The organism is Paenibacillus sp. J22R3 (assembly GCF_056269305.1).
In genome coordinates this window covers 300739-318092 of the sequence record NZ_JBWDNS010000001.1, presented here as the reverse complement: position 1 = coordinate 318092, position 17354 = coordinate 300739, and the positions used below count along the sequence as shown (strand labels likewise).

Here is a 17354-nt window from a genome sequence, read left to right as displayed (position 1 = left end):
GCTCGGATAAATGAACACATTTTGACGAATTCCGAATACGCTGTTGTTCCTTACGATGTCCAGGCAGCACCCGATATACAGATGCCAAATAGTCTCTTTCCCTTGCGAGGACAAGCCTTTGTGTGCATAATGAGAATGGTCGCTTCGCGCATAATTACGGAGCCGGAAAGAAGGAAACCGCACTGTGAAAATTTCGCTATCCTCCAAAATGTCTATTTCTCCCGTGTTCCCCCTGATTGTCGGAATGCTGGCCATCTCGTTTGCACCTATCTTCGTGAGGTACTCCAATGCGCCTGTTTCCGTTCAAGGCATGTACCGGATGCTCTTCACGTTTATCCTTATGCTGCCGTTCGGGATGAAGCAGCTTCCCGGCATGAAGGCGATCTCGCGAAGAGATTGGCTATTGCTCTTGGCAGCGGGCTTCTTCCTCGCCCTCCACTTCCTGCTCTGGATGGCATCGCTGACGTATACCTCTATTGCAAGCTCCACCATTATATTGGCACTCGAGCCTGTGTTCGTCATGGTCGGCGCCTTTCTATTGTTCAAGGATAGACCGCGTAAGTTCGCGGTAATCGGCATGATGGTCGCTTTGATTGGGGCGATTAGCATCGGTTCAGGCGATATCACACTATCTCAACGCGCGTTCTTCGGGGACAGCTTGTCTTTCTTCGGGGCACTAGCCGTTGCCGTAAACATGCTGATCGCCAAACAAATTTTGAAACGTGTCTCTTCGTTCCTCTATAGCTTCATCGTATTTGGCGTCACAACGGCGTGCTTCGCCATCTATAATGTGGCAACCAGCACGCCGATGTCAGGTTACGCAGACCGAGAATGGATTGTATTCCTGCTGCTTGCGATCGTCCCGACCGTCTTTGGTCACATGATCTTTAACTGGCTGCTGAAATACGTGAAGCCGACCACGATTTCCATGTCCGTGCTCGCAGAGCCGGTTGGTGCCAGCTTGCTCGGCATGCTGCTCTTCCGTGAGATGGTCACCGGTTTCCAGCTCATCGGAGGCGCCTTTGTCATCGCCGGACTCATCCTATATATGCGAGCCGAGAAACAAACCCACGCAGTCGACGAAGTCAAGAACGAAGCGCTCAGCGCTTAAATAAGGCCTGCTTTGCCGTCATCCATGTTGACGGAAAGGCAGGCCTTATTTATTGATGTCATCCAAAGCATACCAACTATCTCAAACCCAAACAAAAAGCTGCCTCAACAGCGCATAAATGCACGATTGAGACAGCCTTGTGATTACAATCAACAACTACTCCAAGCCGTGTTCTTCGCGAATACGGTACAAGCCTTGGATAATCGGTTCAGCCGGATCACGATTCAGCAAGTGATGCGCAATCAGCATGTGCAGCGGCAATGCACAAACGTTGTTGCCATCGGAGATGGACGTAAAGCCTGCTTCAAGCACCGCACCATGCTGTTCGTTCAAGTCCAGATCCACGTGAACCTGCTCGTCCGGGAATTCTTCGCGAATGGCCTTCGCGCAGTAAGGCACGATAATGTTGTCGATCAGCGCTTTCGCCTCATCCTCGGATTGCGGAGGCATTGGAAGCAATCGCTCGCCGCCCGCATCCATCAGGTCCAGGAAGAACGACGACATCCAGAGCGCCGGATCTTCATTGTTCTGGAACGTGTGCAGCAGCTCGCGCATGAAGAAGCCGCATGCATACTTGTCTCCGTCTTTCACTTCGATTTTGTATGTGAAGATCGGCCCATACACTTCATGGTTCAATACTTGTCCGTCAACCTGATCTTCTTCGAACTTAAACCGAAGCGCTCTAAGCGCGTTCTCGTGAAGCGCTTGAATCAAACGTTGAACCTCTTCTTCAGGAATACCTGCAGCTTGCTCTTGCGTATCGTTTTGATTGGATACATCATTCGTTGTCATTGTCAATTCACCCATCATTCATCATATAATGTTCGTTTCCGAATTGTCTACTCGTAATTTTTCCTATTGCATCCTCTAATTATGAGCGAGGCTCCAATAAATAAGCTAACAGCAGTGCCGCAGTGTTCAGTACTGCATCGCTATGCGTTCGTTCCATACTATGTGAGGCATGTACGCCTGGCCCGATTAAAGCTGCTTTAATATTGCTTCCGCCGCGCAGCGCAGCCGAAGCATCGGAGCCATAATGCGGATAAATATCGATTGCATATGGGATGTTCTCACGACTGGCAAGCTCGATGAGCTTCGAAGTCATGAGATAATCATACGGTCCGGAAGAATCCTTCGCGCAGATGGACACATCGCGCTCTGTCGTCGAGAGATCATCGCCGATCGCACCCATATCAACGGCGATCATTTCCGTAATGTCCGCCGGAATATTCGAGCTGCCGTGACCTACTTCTTCATAAGTCGAAATGATGATCTTGACCGTGCGAAGCGGCGATTTGCCTTCGCACTTCAGCCATTCCAGCAGACCGAATACGGCGGCTACGCTCGCTTTGTCATCCAAGTGTCGTGACTTAATCAGACCGTTAGGGAAGAATCGCGTGCGCGCATCCCAGCTAATGAAATCACCGGGGGCGATGCCCAGCTTCTGTACATCTTCCTTATTCTTCACAAGTTCGTCGATTCGAATTTCCATGTTGGCTTCATCGCGTTTCAAATCACGAACATCGGAAAACACGTGAACAGATGGTTTCGTCGTCAGCACCGTGCCATCGTACGTGCGGCCATCCCGCGTGTGAATGAGACAGTATTCGCTCTCTACCGTATGCATGGAATAGCCGCCGATTGGTGTAAATCGGAGCGTACCGGACGGTTTAATGGACCTTACCATTGCACCTAATGTATCGACATGGGCTGTAATGGCGATAACCTCGTTATCTTGCGGGTCGGAACCTGGTATCGTAATAATGCCGTTGCCTTTAGGGGTCAGCTCTAGCGCGTAACCCAATTTGGCTGCTTCTTCTTGAATAATGCGCATGATCGTCATGCAAAATCCGCTAGGGCTCGGTGTTGTCAGCAGTAGCTCTAGCAGGCGGTGAATGTAAGCTCGATCGAGCTGAGGATGAAGCGGTTCAGTCATAGCTTGCCAGACACTCCTTTCAAAAGTTAACACTTGTTCTATCATAGCCGATTCGGAGCCAAATGCCTATTGCCACATCCAGAAAATGACCAGAATGGCGGCACCTGCCGCTGCCAGAACCGTGTCACGACCCTTCCAGTGCTCGGTTATGAGCAGCGTCGGCTGCCGCTCTTTGCCAACGCCTCTGCTCTCGAGCGCATCGGAAACCTGTTCACCCAGTCGGAACAAAGCCAGCATGAAAGGGATCGACGTTTCCTTCAGCCGCTTAAGCGATCCCCGCGCAGCGCGTTCCGTTTGTTTCCCTCTTGCCGTTGCGATACGCGCGAAACGCTCCCATTCTGATAATAGAACCGGTATGAATCGAAGGAGCAGCGTAATCGTTAAGATCAGCTTCGTCCCCCAAAGCGGTACTTTCCCGATTGCTGAGAATAGTTGTTCCAATGATCTGCGAAGCCGCAGCGGGGTAACCGCTAGCGGCAACCCGAAACCAAGCAGCATCGCAAGCAGCGGCCGAAGAAGGGATTGCAGCGATACGAGCGCTGCGTCCGTGCTCCAGAAGCCGCCTCCTTCCTGCGGTCCGAGTCCGGCGATGAGCGCGACTGAGAACGTGAAGACAGTTAATGCCATAATCGCGCTTCGCCAGCGTCGCAGAGGAATTTTACCGAGATGTATGGCGGCAGCAACGACAAGTGCCATGGCCCCTAGACCAGACCAGGTAGATTGGAATAGGATCGCGGCAGAAATAAGAATATAAGTAAGCCAAACCGATCTGGGATCGAATAAGGATAATGGCGATGGATGTCGGTCCGAATCTCGCAACAAGAACGGCGCTCGGTTGTCACGCACAGTCAACGGCTTGCTTGGCCGAAGTATCTTGACGTTCGACTTCACGATTTGAGCTGCTTCTTGCGCCAATGCGGCAGGCTGCCAAACTTGCTTATGCGGCACACCTAAGCATGCTAATTGATGGGCTACACGCAGCCACGCCGGAATTTCCATGCCGGCATGCTCCAGCCAATGGGGATTGACGAGCAGCTCATCCCTGCTGCAATGCTGCACACTCCCATTCGTGTGCATAATGATTACTGCAGTAGCGAGCTGCAGCGCCCAGTCACTTTCATGTGAGATGAGGAGCACGCCTTTGCCCTCTGCTGCTTGCTGTTTGAGCTGCTCACCTAGCTGCTCATGTCCGGCAGCATCCAGCCCGGCGGTCGGTTCATCAAGCAGCAGCCACGAAGACGGAGGCGCGAATAAACAGGCTAATGCCGTCCGCCTCCGCTCGCCTCCGCTCATAAAGTATGGATCACGATCCAGCCACGTCTCATCCCATCCTACAGCCGTAAGCGCCTCACTCGCTCTGCGTTTGCGCTCTTCGTCATCGAGGTGATAAGGACGCATCACATAGTGCAACTCTTCGCGGACCGTTCTTGCAAACAATTGTTCTTCCGGCGATTGGCAAGAATAACTATAACAGAGCATCGCTTGAGGATTGCGTACCGCGCTCTTCCGTCCTAAGCGCGAACGCCGCTCCGTCCACAACGAATTCATGCCATATGAAACCGTGACGCCCTCCGACTTCGTAAGTCCGGCGATCGTTTCCATGAATCTGGTTTTGCCGACGCCATTGGCGCCAATGAGGATCGTGATCGATCCTTGTTCCAGTCGCAATTCCTGCTCTTGAACGACGGCCATCTCATTATGTACCCCTGAAGACACCTGCTTCAAACCGACAATATGTAAGGTCATCGTGGCACCGCCCCGATTCGTGCAAGCGCCTGATTCCATTCTTCCATCGTTTCCGGATAGGGAGGCGCAAGCTTCCCGAGTCTTCCGAGCTCAAGCGCTAAAGCAGATAAGTAGGGTAAACGAAGTCCGCAGATTTGGCATGGCGTCGGACCGAACTCGACATGGTCAGCTGCCCCATACAAGAACTCCCCGCCCTTTCCGTCAAAAACAATGCTGCCATCCATCATAGCCACGATTCGCGCAGCGGATTCAATCTCCTGCAAACGCTGAGTAACCCAGACAATAGCAGTGCCGCGCTGATGAAGCTTCTTCGCTAAATCATGGACCAGTACCATGGATTGCTCATCCAGCATAGATGTCGCTTCATCGAATACGAGTAGCGACGTCTCGCCGGCTGAAGCGGCGGCAACGGCAGCCAGCTGTCTCTGACCGCCGGACAGACGGCTCCAAGGAGCATCCCCTACTGCTGAAAGTCCGGTAAAGGTGAGTATTTCTTCTGTTTGCCGCATAATTTCATGGGGAGGCATGCCGCGCCATTCCAGCGCAAATCGAATTTCCTCACGCGGAGTTTCGGCGAATAGCTGTGCATCCGGCTGCTGCATCACATAAGGCGAAGGCTTATTTCCGGCGAATCCACGGCTCCATGACCCTTGCACGCCTTCAATTGTTAACCCTGCCAGCAACCTTGCCAGCGAGGATTTCCCGCTCCCATTCACTCCGGCTACATTCAACCATTCTCCGGGAGAGAGCGCCAGATTAATTTGGTGTAAACGCGGGCTGCTATCCCCATTATCGAGCAGCCGATCTATAGAAACATCCTTCAAGATCAAACGATCATCGTTAATAGAATGACTCATGAAAATCCCTCTTCCCAAACGGATTAACCCATGTTATGATTTCAATTGTTAACCATTACTCGATAACAAGGTTAACATTAGAGAGGAGCATTTTCAATGGAAACGACTTCAAGTTCCAATTCAAACGCAAACAACTCATCTTCTGCTGTACTCGCTCCTATTTCGGACAGCGGGCAATCCGGAGCGACCTATTGGATTCGAGGTATCGTATTTACGGCCCTATTCGCCGCACTCTTCATCGCTTTTGGTTACGTAAGCATTCCGCTCGGCTTTACAACGGTTCCGATCACACTGCAAACCTTCGCCATCATGTTAGCCGGCGGTCTGCTTGGAGCCCGATTCGGTTTTTGGAGTATCGCCATCGTCGTCATCCTTACCGCGTGCGGTCTACCGCTTCTCCACGGAAACGGCGGCTTAGGCGTAGTATTCGGTGCAACAGGCGGATACATATGGATGTTCCCGCTATCGGCCTTATTAATTGGTCTGGCAAGCGACCGTATCTTCGCACGAACGAAGAAACTTAATCGCAGCCAATATGTGATGCTGTTCATCAGCCTAGTGCTGTTTAGCGTAGTGCTTGCTTATGTCGGCGGCGTGCCTTGGCTTGCCTATAAGGCCAATTACTCGTTCGCCAAAGCGATGGTAAACGGCTGCTATCCATTCTTATTCGGCGACATGGTCAAAGCCATTGCCGCAACTTTCTTGATCGCCATCCTACGTCCGCTTCTTCCGAAACTCCGCTAATGCCGCACGAATAAGCTCTTCCATCAGCCGGCCTGCCGCTTCACCTTCTGTTCAATCAGAACGCGAAGCTCGCGCAGCGTCGGCTTTCTTATGCTCACGACCACATTTCCCTTGTCGATCGCAATGCCTTTAATGTGCAGGAGCTCCGGCAGCTCTGACCCTAGCGGAATGACGATATCGTCAAAATACCCCGTAGACAACGTAATCCCGCGCAGCTTCGCTTCATCAACCTTCGCAACCAGATTCGGATTGTTCCACTCCAGCTTGTAGTAGATCACGATCCCAACCGGCAATCGATCCTTCAGCTTCAGGTTTAAATGCGCAACCAAACGCTCCCCCTCCAAAGTAAATCTGGCCCCGGTAATAAGGACACCGGGCTGGTACTCCGGTTTCAGCCGAATCGCCGCTTTACCGATATTATCAATGTCCGCCTCCGAAAGCACGAACGACGTCCTCAGATTCTTAATCATCGTTAACGCCCGTTCCATGAGCGGTACTTCATTGAATTTCAGATCCAATTTCTCTGATGGCTTCACATACATAACCGCACCGACTCCGGAAGCAATAACGAGTACAAGCAGTACGATTAGTGTAATTCCTATTTTCTTAAACACATGTCTTCACTCCGATCTCATTCCTCCTATTATACTCCCCCTTCTGATTACCCTTCTACTGCCGCTTTGAGCATCAAGACAAAAAAATACAAGCCGGTCCCCTTATCAGGAAAACTCGGCTTGTATAAGGAGCAGTTATCGTGGGGATCGGGGCAGACTGCTATTGCAGCACGGCGTTGCGCCATGAGCCATACGCAGTAATATCTTCTGCGCCTAGCTCTGCATAGGCTTCGCAAATAAACCCGGGTACTTCGGTTCCATCGCTCAGCTCAACCTTGCCGATGCCAAGCGGTGCTGGAATAGACGCTGTGAAGCCTCCGAAGGAAGCTACCGGCATCTCCCAGATTTCGAGCGAAACGGATGAACCGCCGTGCTTCTGCTTAATCATTCCCGGCTTCGCGGGAGTAGTCGGCAGTTTCACAAGGCGATATTTCGACGCACTTTCGGCCTCTCGAACAAATGTGGCGCCGCAAGCAATCATCTGCTTCTCTAGCGGGAATCCTCGCATATGCAGACCACATACCGCGACCAGTGTCGTTGCCGGAGCTTCAACCGGTACTTGTGGAGCAGATGGTTGAGCATCAACTGCAGGCTCTTCGCCGCTAAACGCGGAGATAAACCGTTTTGCTGTACTGCATATCAGCGATTCATTCTCCGCAGTGGCGAACAAGGTCACGCCGAACGGCAAATACGTATCCGCTTCTCCGGCCTGAACCGCAACGGCGCACAGATCAAGTAAATTGCAATGATTCGTATAACGTCCCATATCGCTGTTCGTGCTGATCGGATTCGCTCGCACCTCATCGCGCGTCCATGTCCCGCCGCATGTCGGCAAGAACAGAACCGCGTCCTTCAACAGCTGCTTCGCTTCCAGCTTGAAAGCTTGCAGCTTATGCGCAGCTTGGAAAACCGCTGCCGCGGTATAATCCGTCGATGCGCCGGTACGAAGCACCTGCTCCGTTACAGGAAACGCTGTTCCGGGATGGCTTTCGATGAATGGACCCAGATCCGCCCATCGCTCCGCTACCCAAGGTCCGCCGTATAGAATAGCCGCAGCTTCCGCGAACAGGTCGAGCTCTACATAGACAACAGGCAAGCCCATCGCTTCAATTACATCTACCGACTTCATCCATGCACGCTCATATTGATCCGCGAACGGTCCGTAAAAGGTCGGCGTCTCAGAAGGTAAACATGCAGCGGCCGGAAGCAAATCGCTCGCCGATGGATGCGCAATCGAGCGCGACCACGGGTCTGTTTCTTCCAAGCCGCGGGCAAACAAGTCAACTGCCAGCGCATCGTCAAGGTTATGCGCGAAGACAGTAACGCAGTCCAGGCTCGCACAGGCCGGAACAACACCTTTCGTTGGCCAAGCGCCCAAGCTCGGTTTAAAGCCGACCAAACCATTCAGCGCAGCCGGAACGCGCCCGGAGCCGGCTGTATCCGTACCAAGTGCGAACACGGCTTGCCCGCGCGCTACTGACACTGCAGAGCCGGAGCTGGAACCGCCGCTGATCAGCTCGCTTCGCAGCGCATTTTGCGTTTCCCCATAAGGGCTTCGCGTCCCGACAAGGCCGGTTGCGAACTGATCCAGATTGGTTTTGCCAATAGGAATGGCCCCGGCATTGATGAGTCGCTGTACAACCACTGCGCTGGCTGTAGGTGTATAGCTAAATTCCGCACAAGCGGCTGTTGTCGGTATACCGGCTACATCAATATTGTCTTTGACAGCAAAGGGGATCCCCCAGAGAGGCGAGCTCCCCGGAGTAAGTGTCTTCAACCGCTCCAGATAAGGCTGTATGACCGCCATGGACGGCGGTGTAATCCATATGTTCATCTCCGCATCCGCTTCAGCTCGGCGGATGATCTCCGCAATCACATCAACAGGCTGCAGAAGCTTGGCGGTATATTGTTCTCTGAGCCATTGCAAGGTCAGTTCATTTGGCCATTCGATCGTGGTCATATGCTCAGCGCCTCTCTTTCCCTCTCCTTCACGAGCCCGACAATCAGTTGACCCGTGTGCACTTCATCACCCGGTTTCACGAAGATCGAGGAGACAAACCCGTCGCAGGGTGCGGTTTGGGTAAATTCCATCTTCATGCTCTCCTCGATGATCAGCGTTTCGCCTTTCTTCACCTCTTGACCGGGGGTCACAAGCACCTTCCATACACTTCCCGGCATCGTGCAGCGAACCGCGATCGTACCCTCAGGCAGCTCATCCTCAGGCGATTCTTTACCACCATCCTGCTCCGAAATAAATTCGGCGAGTCCAAGTGCTTTCCAGTTTTCACGCTCCGCTTGAAAGGCTGCTTGCTGCATCGATTGGAATGCTTCCGTGCTCTCCTTGATTTCACCCAGGAATGCCAGGTAATCGCTAAGCTTGAACGTCGTTTCCGTAATATCCGCCTCGAACCTTCCGCGCGTGAAGTCTTCACGAAGACGCAGAAGCTCATCCGCCGTTACAGGGTAGAACTGGATTTGGTCAAAGAAGCGAAGCAGCCACGGTTTACCCGCCTGGAAACTCTCGGTTTGGCGGTTCAAGTTCCACATTTGAATCGTACGGCCTACGAACTGATAGCCGCCCGGACCTTCCATGCCGTATACACACATGTAGGCGCCGCCGATACCGACCGCATTCTCCGGTGTCCATGTACGAGCCGGATTGTATTTGGTAGTGACGAGACGATGGCGCGGATCGATCGGTGTCGCAACCGGCGCACCAAGATAAACATCGCCAAGGCCCAGCACCAGATAATTAGCCTCATGTACGACTTTAAACACTTCATCCAAATCGCCGAGGCCATTAATACGACGAATAAATTCCAAGTTGCTCGGACACCAAGGTGCATCCGGACGTACATTTTGTTGGTATCGCTCAATAGCCAGCTGCGTTGCCGGATCATCCCACGAGAGCGGCAAACGTACAATTCGCGAAGGAACCTCAATCGTTTCAAGCGGCGGCAGGCCGGAATCCAATTCAAGAATGCGTTCAGCCGCTTCTCTCACGTTCGTCTGCTTCGGATCAATATGAACTTGAAGCGAGCGAATGCCCGGCGTCAAATCCTGCACCGGAATCACGCCTGTTTCCCGAATGGCCTGCATTAGCGCATGGACTTGGAAACGAAGCAGCAAGTCCAGCTCCATCTCACCGTACTCCACCAGAATATTCTCATCCCCGCTGCAGCGAATCGTAATCGGGAATCTGCGATTGGCCGATTCTTGCTTCAATAACGGATATTCCGGCTTCTCAGTCAACTCGTAATCGGCTTGCGGTAAGCCAAGCGGTACGAGCTGATCCCAGTCCCCCTGCTCGATCGCTTCCAGATTTCCTTCTTGTTCCTTGCGCAGCCGGTCCGCCTCATCCAGCGACAGCAATTGGAATCGAACTCGGTCACCGGGATGCAGTTGGCCCAGCTTCCAGAATTCCGCGGACGCTGTCGTCACCGGACAGACGAATCCGCCCAAGCTGGGACCGTCCGGCCCAAGCAGAATCGGCATATCCCCCGTCAAATCCAGTGTACCAACCGCATACGCGTTGTCATGGATATTGGATGGATGCAGGCCGGCTTGACCGCCATCCTCCCTTGCCCAATGCGGCGCAGGCCCAATAAGTCTTACGCCCGTCCGCGAGCTGTTAAAATGCACTTCGAAGCTTGTTTCCGCAAGCTCCTTAAGGTAAGTAGGCAGTAAATATTCCGGTGTACAATGCGGCCCGGGGATAACGCCGATCGTCCAAGTGCGACTCATCGTCGGCAGATCCCACTCTTGCAGCTGCACGACTGCTCCAGACGGCGGAACCTGCTGCCCAACGCTCCGATTGACACCAAGCACATCCCCTGCGCGAAGTGCCCGCCCGCCATGTCCGCCGAAATTGCCAAGCGTGAATGTAGCGGAGCTGCCGAGGATGCGCGGCATATCGAACCCGCCGGCAACCAGCAAATAACCTCTCATGCCTGTTTTGGCTTCGCCGTAGCTGAGCACTTGACCTTTGCGAGCATGAATCGGCTGATACAAAGGCACAGCCACCTCATCCAGCACCGCTTCCATATCGGCACCGGTCAAACAAATCCACATCTCATCACGGAACTTATAAGCACCGCCGCGAAGTGTCAGCTCAAGGCCTGCTGCGTCATCCGCATTGCCAAGCAGCTTGTTTCCCATGCGGAACGACAGCGGATCCATCGGACCGCATGGTGGAACGCCGACATCCCAGTACCCTGTTCTACCCGGCCAATCCTGCACGGTCGTTTGAACGCCTCCATCTAGGACTTCAATAGCCAGCTCAGCAGGCTCAAACGTATTCAGTAGTTGGGTGTACACGTTGCCGCTCAAGCAATCTTCATGACTAAGCAGCGCTTTGACATACTGTAAATTCGTCGTGACCCCATAGAGACGCGTCTCATCGATGGCTTGAATCAGCTTCGCAATGGCATCCATCCGATTGTCGCCGTGAACGATGATCTTGGCCAGCATCGGATCGTATAGCGTGGTTACCGTTATGCCGTCACGTACCCAGGACTCAATGCGTGCATGTTCTGTGAATTTCACTTGATCCAGCTTACCGGCGCTCGGACGGAATTGCTGCAGGCAATCCTCTGCATAGATGCGCGCCTGTATGCTATGGCCGACAGCCGGTTTGATCATAGACTCCAGTCCGGTCAGTTCATTCGCGGCTTCACGTACCATCCATTCCACGAGATCAAGGCCAAGCACTTCTTCGGTTACACCATGCTCCACTTGCAGCCGGGTATTCACTTCCAGGAAATAAAAGGCGCATGATTCCGGATCGTACAAATATTCAATCGTTCCCGCACTGCGGTAGCCTACTTCTGCTGCAAGTCGCTTCGAGGAAGCGAACATTTCTTGACGTACATGCTCTGGCAAATTCGGTGCCGGACTTTCTTCGATCACCTTCTGATTACGACGCTGAATCGAGCAGTCGCGTTCGCCCAAGGTCACGACTTCACCAAAGCCGTTGCCGAAGATTTGAACTTCAACGTGGCGGGCTCTTGCGATATATTTCTCTAGAAAAATGCCGCCGTTCTTAAAGTTCGTCTCCGCCAAGTATCGGACACCGTCGAAAGCAGCAGCAAGCGCACTCTCGTCCGCGCAAACCCGCATGCCGATTCCGCCGCCGCCTGCCGTGCTCTTCAGAATGACGGGATACCCGATCACTTCCGCCTGCGCCAGCGCTTCGTTCAGCTCCGAGATGAGCGACGTTCCGGGCAGCATCGGTACACCTGCGCGCTCCGCGATTTCACGAGCGGAATGTTTCAGACCGAACATCTCCATCTGCTCCGGAGTAGGTCCGATGAATACGATGCCGCGTTCGCGGCAGGCACGTGCGAATGCAGCATTTTCGCTCAAGAAACCATATCCCGGATGAATCGCCTGCGCACCTGTATCGATAGCGGTTTGGAGAATCCGATCCACATCCAGGTAGCTTTCTTTTGCAGGACCCGTTCCGATCAGTACCGCTTCATCTGCGCCATCGACATGAAGGCTGTCTTGATCTGCTTGTGTATAGACGGCAACGGATTGAATGCCTAGCTTGCGAAGCGTGCGCTCGATTCGAACGGCAATTGCACCGCGATTCGCGATGAGAACTTTAGTGAACATGGCCATGGTGTTTCCCTCCCTGAATGACTCTATTTCTCTCTATGGATTCCAGATCAACACCCGAATCGGAGTTGGGTTATAAGCATTACACGGATTGTTTAATTGCGGGCAATTGCTGATTAACACCATCGTGCGGCAGATCGATTCGAGCTCTACATAACAACCGGGTGCAGATACCCCATCCGCAAATCGCAGCCCGCCATCCTCTGACACGGGTACATTCATGAAGAAGTTCACATTAGGGGCCAAATCTCGTTTCGTATAGCCGCCTTCATGTCGGGCCAGCTGCAGCATGAACGTATCGCGGCAGTTGTGCATGTGAAGCTTCTCGTGCGCATAACGCACGGTATTACTCTGAGCGGAACAGGAGCCGCCGACCGTATCATGTCTGCCGCAAGTATCTGCGACGATCTTGAGCAGTTCCTTACCGGATTCGGCACGAAGCACCGAGCCTGTAGTTAAGTAAATGTTTCCTTGCCCCGTAATGGTCGCAACCGCACTATAATGATCTTCCGGATTATCAGCATCGTAGAACAACGTATCCGCCGCTTGGTTCCCTTCCAAATCCACGATCCGCAGGACTTGACCCGGCTGTAGCTCTTTCATCCAGCCATCCCCTGCCAATACAATTTCATCTATAATCGCCGATTCCGGTTGCAGCATGCTTTCGTATCGGTTAAAAGCAGTAGTAGTCATCGTAGTTCCCCCTCAAATGTAGTCATTGCGTATATCCATCAAGCGTTTCTTGTCATTAACGACCTGCGAGCAAGTAGTACTCCGCCGTATTCTCGAATGCTCGCCGATTCTCGGATCTAAAGTTGCAGCAATAGTCCGTTTCCAGATCGACAGCCGGAGCTGCGAATACCTCAAGCTGAACTGCGGCTGTCGGATAATTGGCACTCGGATTCAGCGGGTTCGGCGTATTCGAGATAACGAGGAGAATATCCATCTCAGTGCGCAGCGTTACCGCTGCGCCTTTTTTGCAATGTGCGGCATCGTAAGTTAATTGGCCTACGCTATCGCAGCTCACTTTCGAGAACAAATTAACGACCGGTCCCATATCCCGTACACCTAAACCGTTGCGAACGAGCTCAACCGCAAAATTCTCATAGCCGCTGCGGAGCCACTCATTCCGAAGCAGCTGGTATTGCGTCAGTCCAAACTTGCTGTCTGTGGATGTGCGAGTCGTAAAGCCGGTTATCGTATCATGCCAGCCAAGCTCATCATCGACGAAGCTTGCCATTGCGCGGCCATTATCACTCATCAGAATATTTCCATGAGTCAGGTGTGCCGTATATTGGGCTTTCAGCGTATCCGGCATATTGTAGCGCTCTGTCAAATCATCAGCGTGGAACATCATTACCGACAAATTAGCGTTATCCTGCAAGGCCGTAAAACGAAGCAACCTCCCTTTGCTAATTCTCCCTGACCATTTATCGCCTGCCCCAAAGGTTGTGGTCCATAAGCCTGTCGTCATTGAATAGTCCCCCTCCAAAATGATTTAAATATAAAAAGCCCGAGAGATTGGTTTCTCCCAGGCTTTTATCCTTCCGTGTTATGCAGCGCTGCTGCACACCATCTCTCGGACCAGACCTACATGAACGAATCAATCATGCAACGGAACCCTAGATGGTTAGTTGTTCCCAATAGCTAACATGAGAACCGATATTCAATTGTTAAAACCTGCTATTGATTCGTATTATAGGGGCGATTTCTGCAAAGTGTCAATCCTTATGTAAGGTATTATTACATTAACGTTCGTTAGGCAATACAAACAACGACAAAAAAACCTCCCCTACATACATTAGACGCACATAGGAGAGGCTTATTTTCAACGTATTAATGACGCTGAGGAAGCGATTTAACATAACGATCGGATACATCCATGAGCTGCATCACATAGTCATAGTCACTTCGGTAAGGAGCAAGATTCGTCACCGGCTCAAGCGTTCGAATGTTTACCGCTTTGCCATCCTCGAAGCCTTTGCCCGGCACGAACAAGATGTCATTGTTGTAGAATGAGCCTGTCGGGAGGTAGTACCGCGTTCCAAACACATTCCGGTCCACATTGAGCAGATCATGGCCGAAAGCCGTAAACTGTTCATTCTTCAGCGACACGCCGAGCAAATTGGCGACTGTCGGCAGAATATCCAGCTGACCGCCTACATGATCGACAACTTTACCTTGCTGGCCCGGCGCGTGGATGATAAGCGGGATATTAAACCGACTGACCTGCGGGTCGTATTTGATTCCAAGCGCTTGGTTCACAAACGCAGGATCGTTCTCGTCCGGCTGGAGCCCAAAGTGGTCTCCGTACAGCACCAGAACGGTATTATCCCATTGCCCTGCTGCTTTGAGCTTATCGATCAACGTTCCGATTGCATAATCCGTGTAGTTCACACCCAGCAAATAATTGCCCAGCTGTGTGCCTTTCAGCTTCTCCGGCAGCTGCATTTTCATGCGATCCAGCGGAACTTCGAACGGGAAGTGATTCGAAACGGTAATAAACTGTCCATAATACGGCTTGCTGCCGCCGCTCACTTCTTGCAGCTTCTCTACTCCAACGCGGTATAGCTCCTCATCCGAGGCTCCGAAGCTGTTGTAATGATCATTCTTGTAATAAGGCTTGTCAAAATAATGATCAAATCCAAGCGCCGCATACAGTTTATTGCGGTCCCAGAACGTCACATCATTGACATGAAACGTACTTGAGACATAGCCGTTCTTGTCCAGCAATTTCGGCAGGCTGGGAATGTCCCGATCCCCATACCCGGTTGACATCGCAATCTTCGCGGTCGGATAGATGGACGTGTTGGACATGAACTCGGCATCTGAGGTGTTCCCCTGCCCGATCTGTTGGAACACATGCGGGAAATAGAAGCTTTCATCTGCCAGCTTGTTCAGCACAGGCGTCAGCTCTTGACCGCCTACGGAGAGATGAATCGGAAAGTTCTGAAAGGCCTCCATCTGGATGATGATCAGATTCTTGCCTTTCTCGGAGCCGAAATATGCCGCCGGAACGCCGCTAGCCACATCTTTGTAAGGATAGCTTGCTTGAAGTTCGCTTGCTTCCTTCGTAATTTCGTCGATATTCCCAACAGCCGCCACACTGTTATCTTGCGCCGCTTTAATCGCTGCTGATATTTGATAATTCAAGAAACCTTCCTGCTCTGCCTCGACCAGCTCGTTATCGATTGGCATGCCGACTTGAATAACGCGCGCCGAAAGCGCGAAACTAACGATTAGAATAGCCGTCATCACGACACGGTAAATTGGCGTTACCACCGGTCTGCCATATCTGCCGTAACCGCTCCACGAACGGCGTCGGAGGCGCGAACCTCTCACTGCCGCGATGATCCAAAGCGCCAAACCAATCACCAAATCGGCAAAAAACAAGAAATGGTTCAATTGGATCGTCGATTCAACGCTTGATCCGATCTTCGTCACCTGATGCAACTCGTATAGCGCCGTGTAGGTTGGAACGTTCCCGAAATGCTCGAAATAAACAGCAGACGAGAACAGAGCGAAGGAATAAATGAGATTCACCGCGCCATAAACGGCAGTCCGGAGCTTGCTTGGCGTAACCAATTCCACGACGCTAAGAATAACCAAGATAGCGCCGATGTCTGCGATAATATGTGACAAATCAATATTGTCAAATAAGAAATAGCGCAGCAGCAGCATTTTGGCAAGGAATAGTGCAATAGCCATATAGAATAACGGAATTCTCGCATTCTTCTCCCGATTCAGAGAATGCAGCGAGCTCCGTTGACGAATTGGAAAATGATTCATATCGACTTTCTGTACCTTCTTTCTTATTAGCTGAACCGCTGCCTAAAGCCGCACTTCCGGCAAAGCTCTTCAACGGCTTCCCTGCGCGAAAAACCGTCATATAGCCGGTTCGCACGATCGCCTTCAATAATTTCTGAGAATGCTGTCTGATGAATGTTGCCAAGATTGATAACACCCTCGCCGTCTAAGCAGCAAGGCACTACTGTACCGTCAACCAGAATGCCTGCTTGATTGCGAAGCGCATGGCAGAAGCCTTTGCCATCGTCTTCCGGCTCCTTCAGATCCGGCCACTTGAACTCCACCTCGTGATTCAAATAAACACGGTCCGCGATCTTAATCCCGTTCCCGCGCGTGAATTTCTCTTGAATGCGGAAATCCAACGCAAACGCCTCTTCAATCTGCTCTAAAATCTCATGATTACGGTTTACCTCGACATTGACCTCATTGTCTTCAGCCAAATTCCACAATCGAAGCGAAACCAGCATGTCCGATGTCGCAACAGCCTCTTTCACGAACGACAGCACGCTGCCGATATAACCTTCTTTATCAACCGAACCTTCATGTCCGTCAAAGCTGTGCAGCGAGAAGTTCATTTGACGAAGTGCTGGTTTGCCCATGATCTTGTGTTTGGCTTTGTGCAGCAGCGTTCCGTTCGATGTAATATTCACCTTGAAGCCGCGCTCATGACTGATGTCGAGCAGCTGATCGATTTTCGGATGCAGCAGCGGTTCGCCCTTTAGATGGAAGTAGATATAGTCCGTATGCGGTTTAATTTCATCTAATATTTTCGTGAAGTCTTCGACCTTAATGAAATTTGCCTGACGTTTCGTCTGCGGACAGAACGAGCAGGCCAGATTGCAAACACTCGTAATTTCGATATAGAATTTCTTGAACTTTTTCATCCCGATTTGGCCCCGTTCATACGATCAATATAGGTT

General features: G+C 51.9%; 13 protein-coding genes and 1 riboswitch. Of the genes, 2 read left to right on the top strand and 11 right to left on the bottom strand.

The window, feature by feature from the left end; genetic code table 11:
• The first annotated feature begins 208 nt into the window (after nucleotides 1–208).
• Nucleotides 209–1111 carry a DMT family transporter gene (locus tag AC0YN4_RS01460; protein WP_475835557.1) on the top strand — a complete coding sequence of 301 codons (903 nt, stop codon included), beginning with the start codon at nucleotides 209–211 and terminating at the stop codon, nucleotides 1109–1111.
• A 156-nt stretch (nucleotides 1112–1267) separates the two neighbouring features.
• Here AC0YN4_RS01460 and AC0YN4_RS01455 read toward each other — a convergent pair whose 3' ends face one another.
• From AC0YN4_RS01455 to AC0YN4_RS01440, 4 genes are all read right to left on the bottom strand, one after another.
• On the bottom strand, nucleotides 1268–1903 hold the full coding sequence (locus AC0YN4_RS01455; RefSeq protein WP_475780694.1) for a hypothetical protein: 636 nt from the start codon (nucleotides 1901–1903) through the stop codon (nucleotides 1268–1270).
• Nucleotides 1904–1982: 79 nt separating this feature from the next.
• Complete coding sequence (locus AC0YN4_RS01450; protein ID WP_475834925.1) at nucleotides 1983–3047, bottom strand: M42 family metallopeptidase; 1065 nt, start codon at nucleotides 3045–3047, stop codon at nucleotides 1983–1985.
• A 66-nt stretch (nucleotides 3048–3113) separates the two neighbouring features.
• Nucleotides 3114–4793 carry an ATP-binding cassette domain-containing protein gene (locus tag AC0YN4_RS01445; RefSeq protein ID WP_475780692.1) on the bottom strand — a complete coding sequence of 560 codons (1680 nt, stop codon included), beginning with the start codon at nucleotides 4791–4793 and terminating at the stop codon, nucleotides 3114–3116.
• Nucleotides 4790–5650 (bottom strand): energy-coupling factor ABC transporter ATP-binding protein, encoded by an 861-nt coding sequence (locus tag AC0YN4_RS01440; protein ID WP_475780691.1) that lies wholly within the window; start codon nucleotides 5648–5650, stop codon nucleotides 4790–4792. The genes AC0YN4_RS01445 and AC0YN4_RS01440 overlap by 4 nt, the downstream gene beginning before the upstream one ends.
• 96 nt (nucleotides 5651–5746) lie before the next feature.
• On the opposite strand from AC0YN4_RS01440, the gene AC0YN4_RS01435 reads away from it, so the two are divergent.
• Entirely contained in the window at nucleotides 5747–6394 is a 648-nt protein-coding gene (locus AC0YN4_RS01435) for a biotin transporter BioY (protein ID WP_475780690.1), read from the top strand.
• A gap of 23 nt (nucleotides 6395–6417) precedes the next feature.
• On the opposite strand, the gene AC0YN4_RS01430 is transcribed toward AC0YN4_RS01435, so the two are convergent.
• From AC0YN4_RS01430 to AC0YN4_RS01400, 7 genes are all read right to left on the bottom strand, one after another.
• A complete protein-coding gene (locus AC0YN4_RS01430; protein WP_475834924.1) occupies nucleotides 6418–7008 on the bottom strand; it encodes a hypothetical protein in 591 nt (196 codons plus the stop codon).
• A 160-nt stretch (nucleotides 7009–7168) separates the two neighbouring features.
• Nucleotides 7169–8968 carry an allophanate hydrolase gene (atzF, locus tag AC0YN4_RS01425; RefSeq protein ID WP_475834923.1) on the bottom strand — a complete coding sequence of 600 codons (1800 nt, stop codon included), beginning with the start codon at nucleotides 8966–8968 and terminating at the stop codon, nucleotides 7169–7171.
• Nucleotides 8965–12624 carry an urea carboxylase gene (uca, locus tag AC0YN4_RS01420; RefSeq protein ID WP_475835556.1) on the bottom strand — a complete coding sequence of 1220 codons (3660 nt, stop codon included), beginning with the start codon at nucleotides 12622–12624 and terminating at the stop codon, nucleotides 8965–8967. Before uca ends, atzF begins: the two co-directional genes overlap by 4 nt.
• A 39-nt stretch (nucleotides 12625–12663) precedes the next feature.
• Entirely contained in the window at nucleotides 12664–13320 is a 657-nt protein-coding gene (locus AC0YN4_RS01415; RefSeq protein WP_475834922.1) for an urea amidolyase associated protein UAAP2, read from the bottom strand.
• A 55-nt stretch (nucleotides 13321–13375) separates the two neighbouring features.
• The gene (locus tag AC0YN4_RS01410; protein WP_475780686.1) at nucleotides 13376–14101 is read right to left on the bottom strand and encodes an urea amidolyase associated protein UAAP1; all 726 of its coding nucleotides are present in this window, start codon (nucleotides 14099–14101) and stop codon (nucleotides 13376–13378) included.
• Nucleotides 14102–14153: 52 nt separating this feature from the next.
• A riboswitch (guanidine-I (ykkC/yxkD leader) is annotated at nucleotides 14154–14264 on the bottom strand.
• A gap of 199 nt (nucleotides 14265–14463) precedes the next feature.
• Nucleotides 14464–16416: an LTA synthase family protein gene (locus AC0YN4_RS01405; RefSeq protein ID WP_475780685.1), complete on the bottom strand. Its 1953-nt coding sequence runs from the start codon at nucleotides 16414–16416 to the stop codon at nucleotides 14464–14466.
• A 26-nt stretch (nucleotides 16417–16442) separates the two neighbouring features.
• A complete protein-coding gene (locus tag AC0YN4_RS01400) occupies nucleotides 16443–17318 on the bottom strand; it encodes a radical SAM/SPASM domain-containing protein (protein WP_475780684.1) in 876 nt (291 codons plus the stop codon).
• Between the last annotated feature and the right edge of the window lie 36 nt (nucleotides 17319–17354).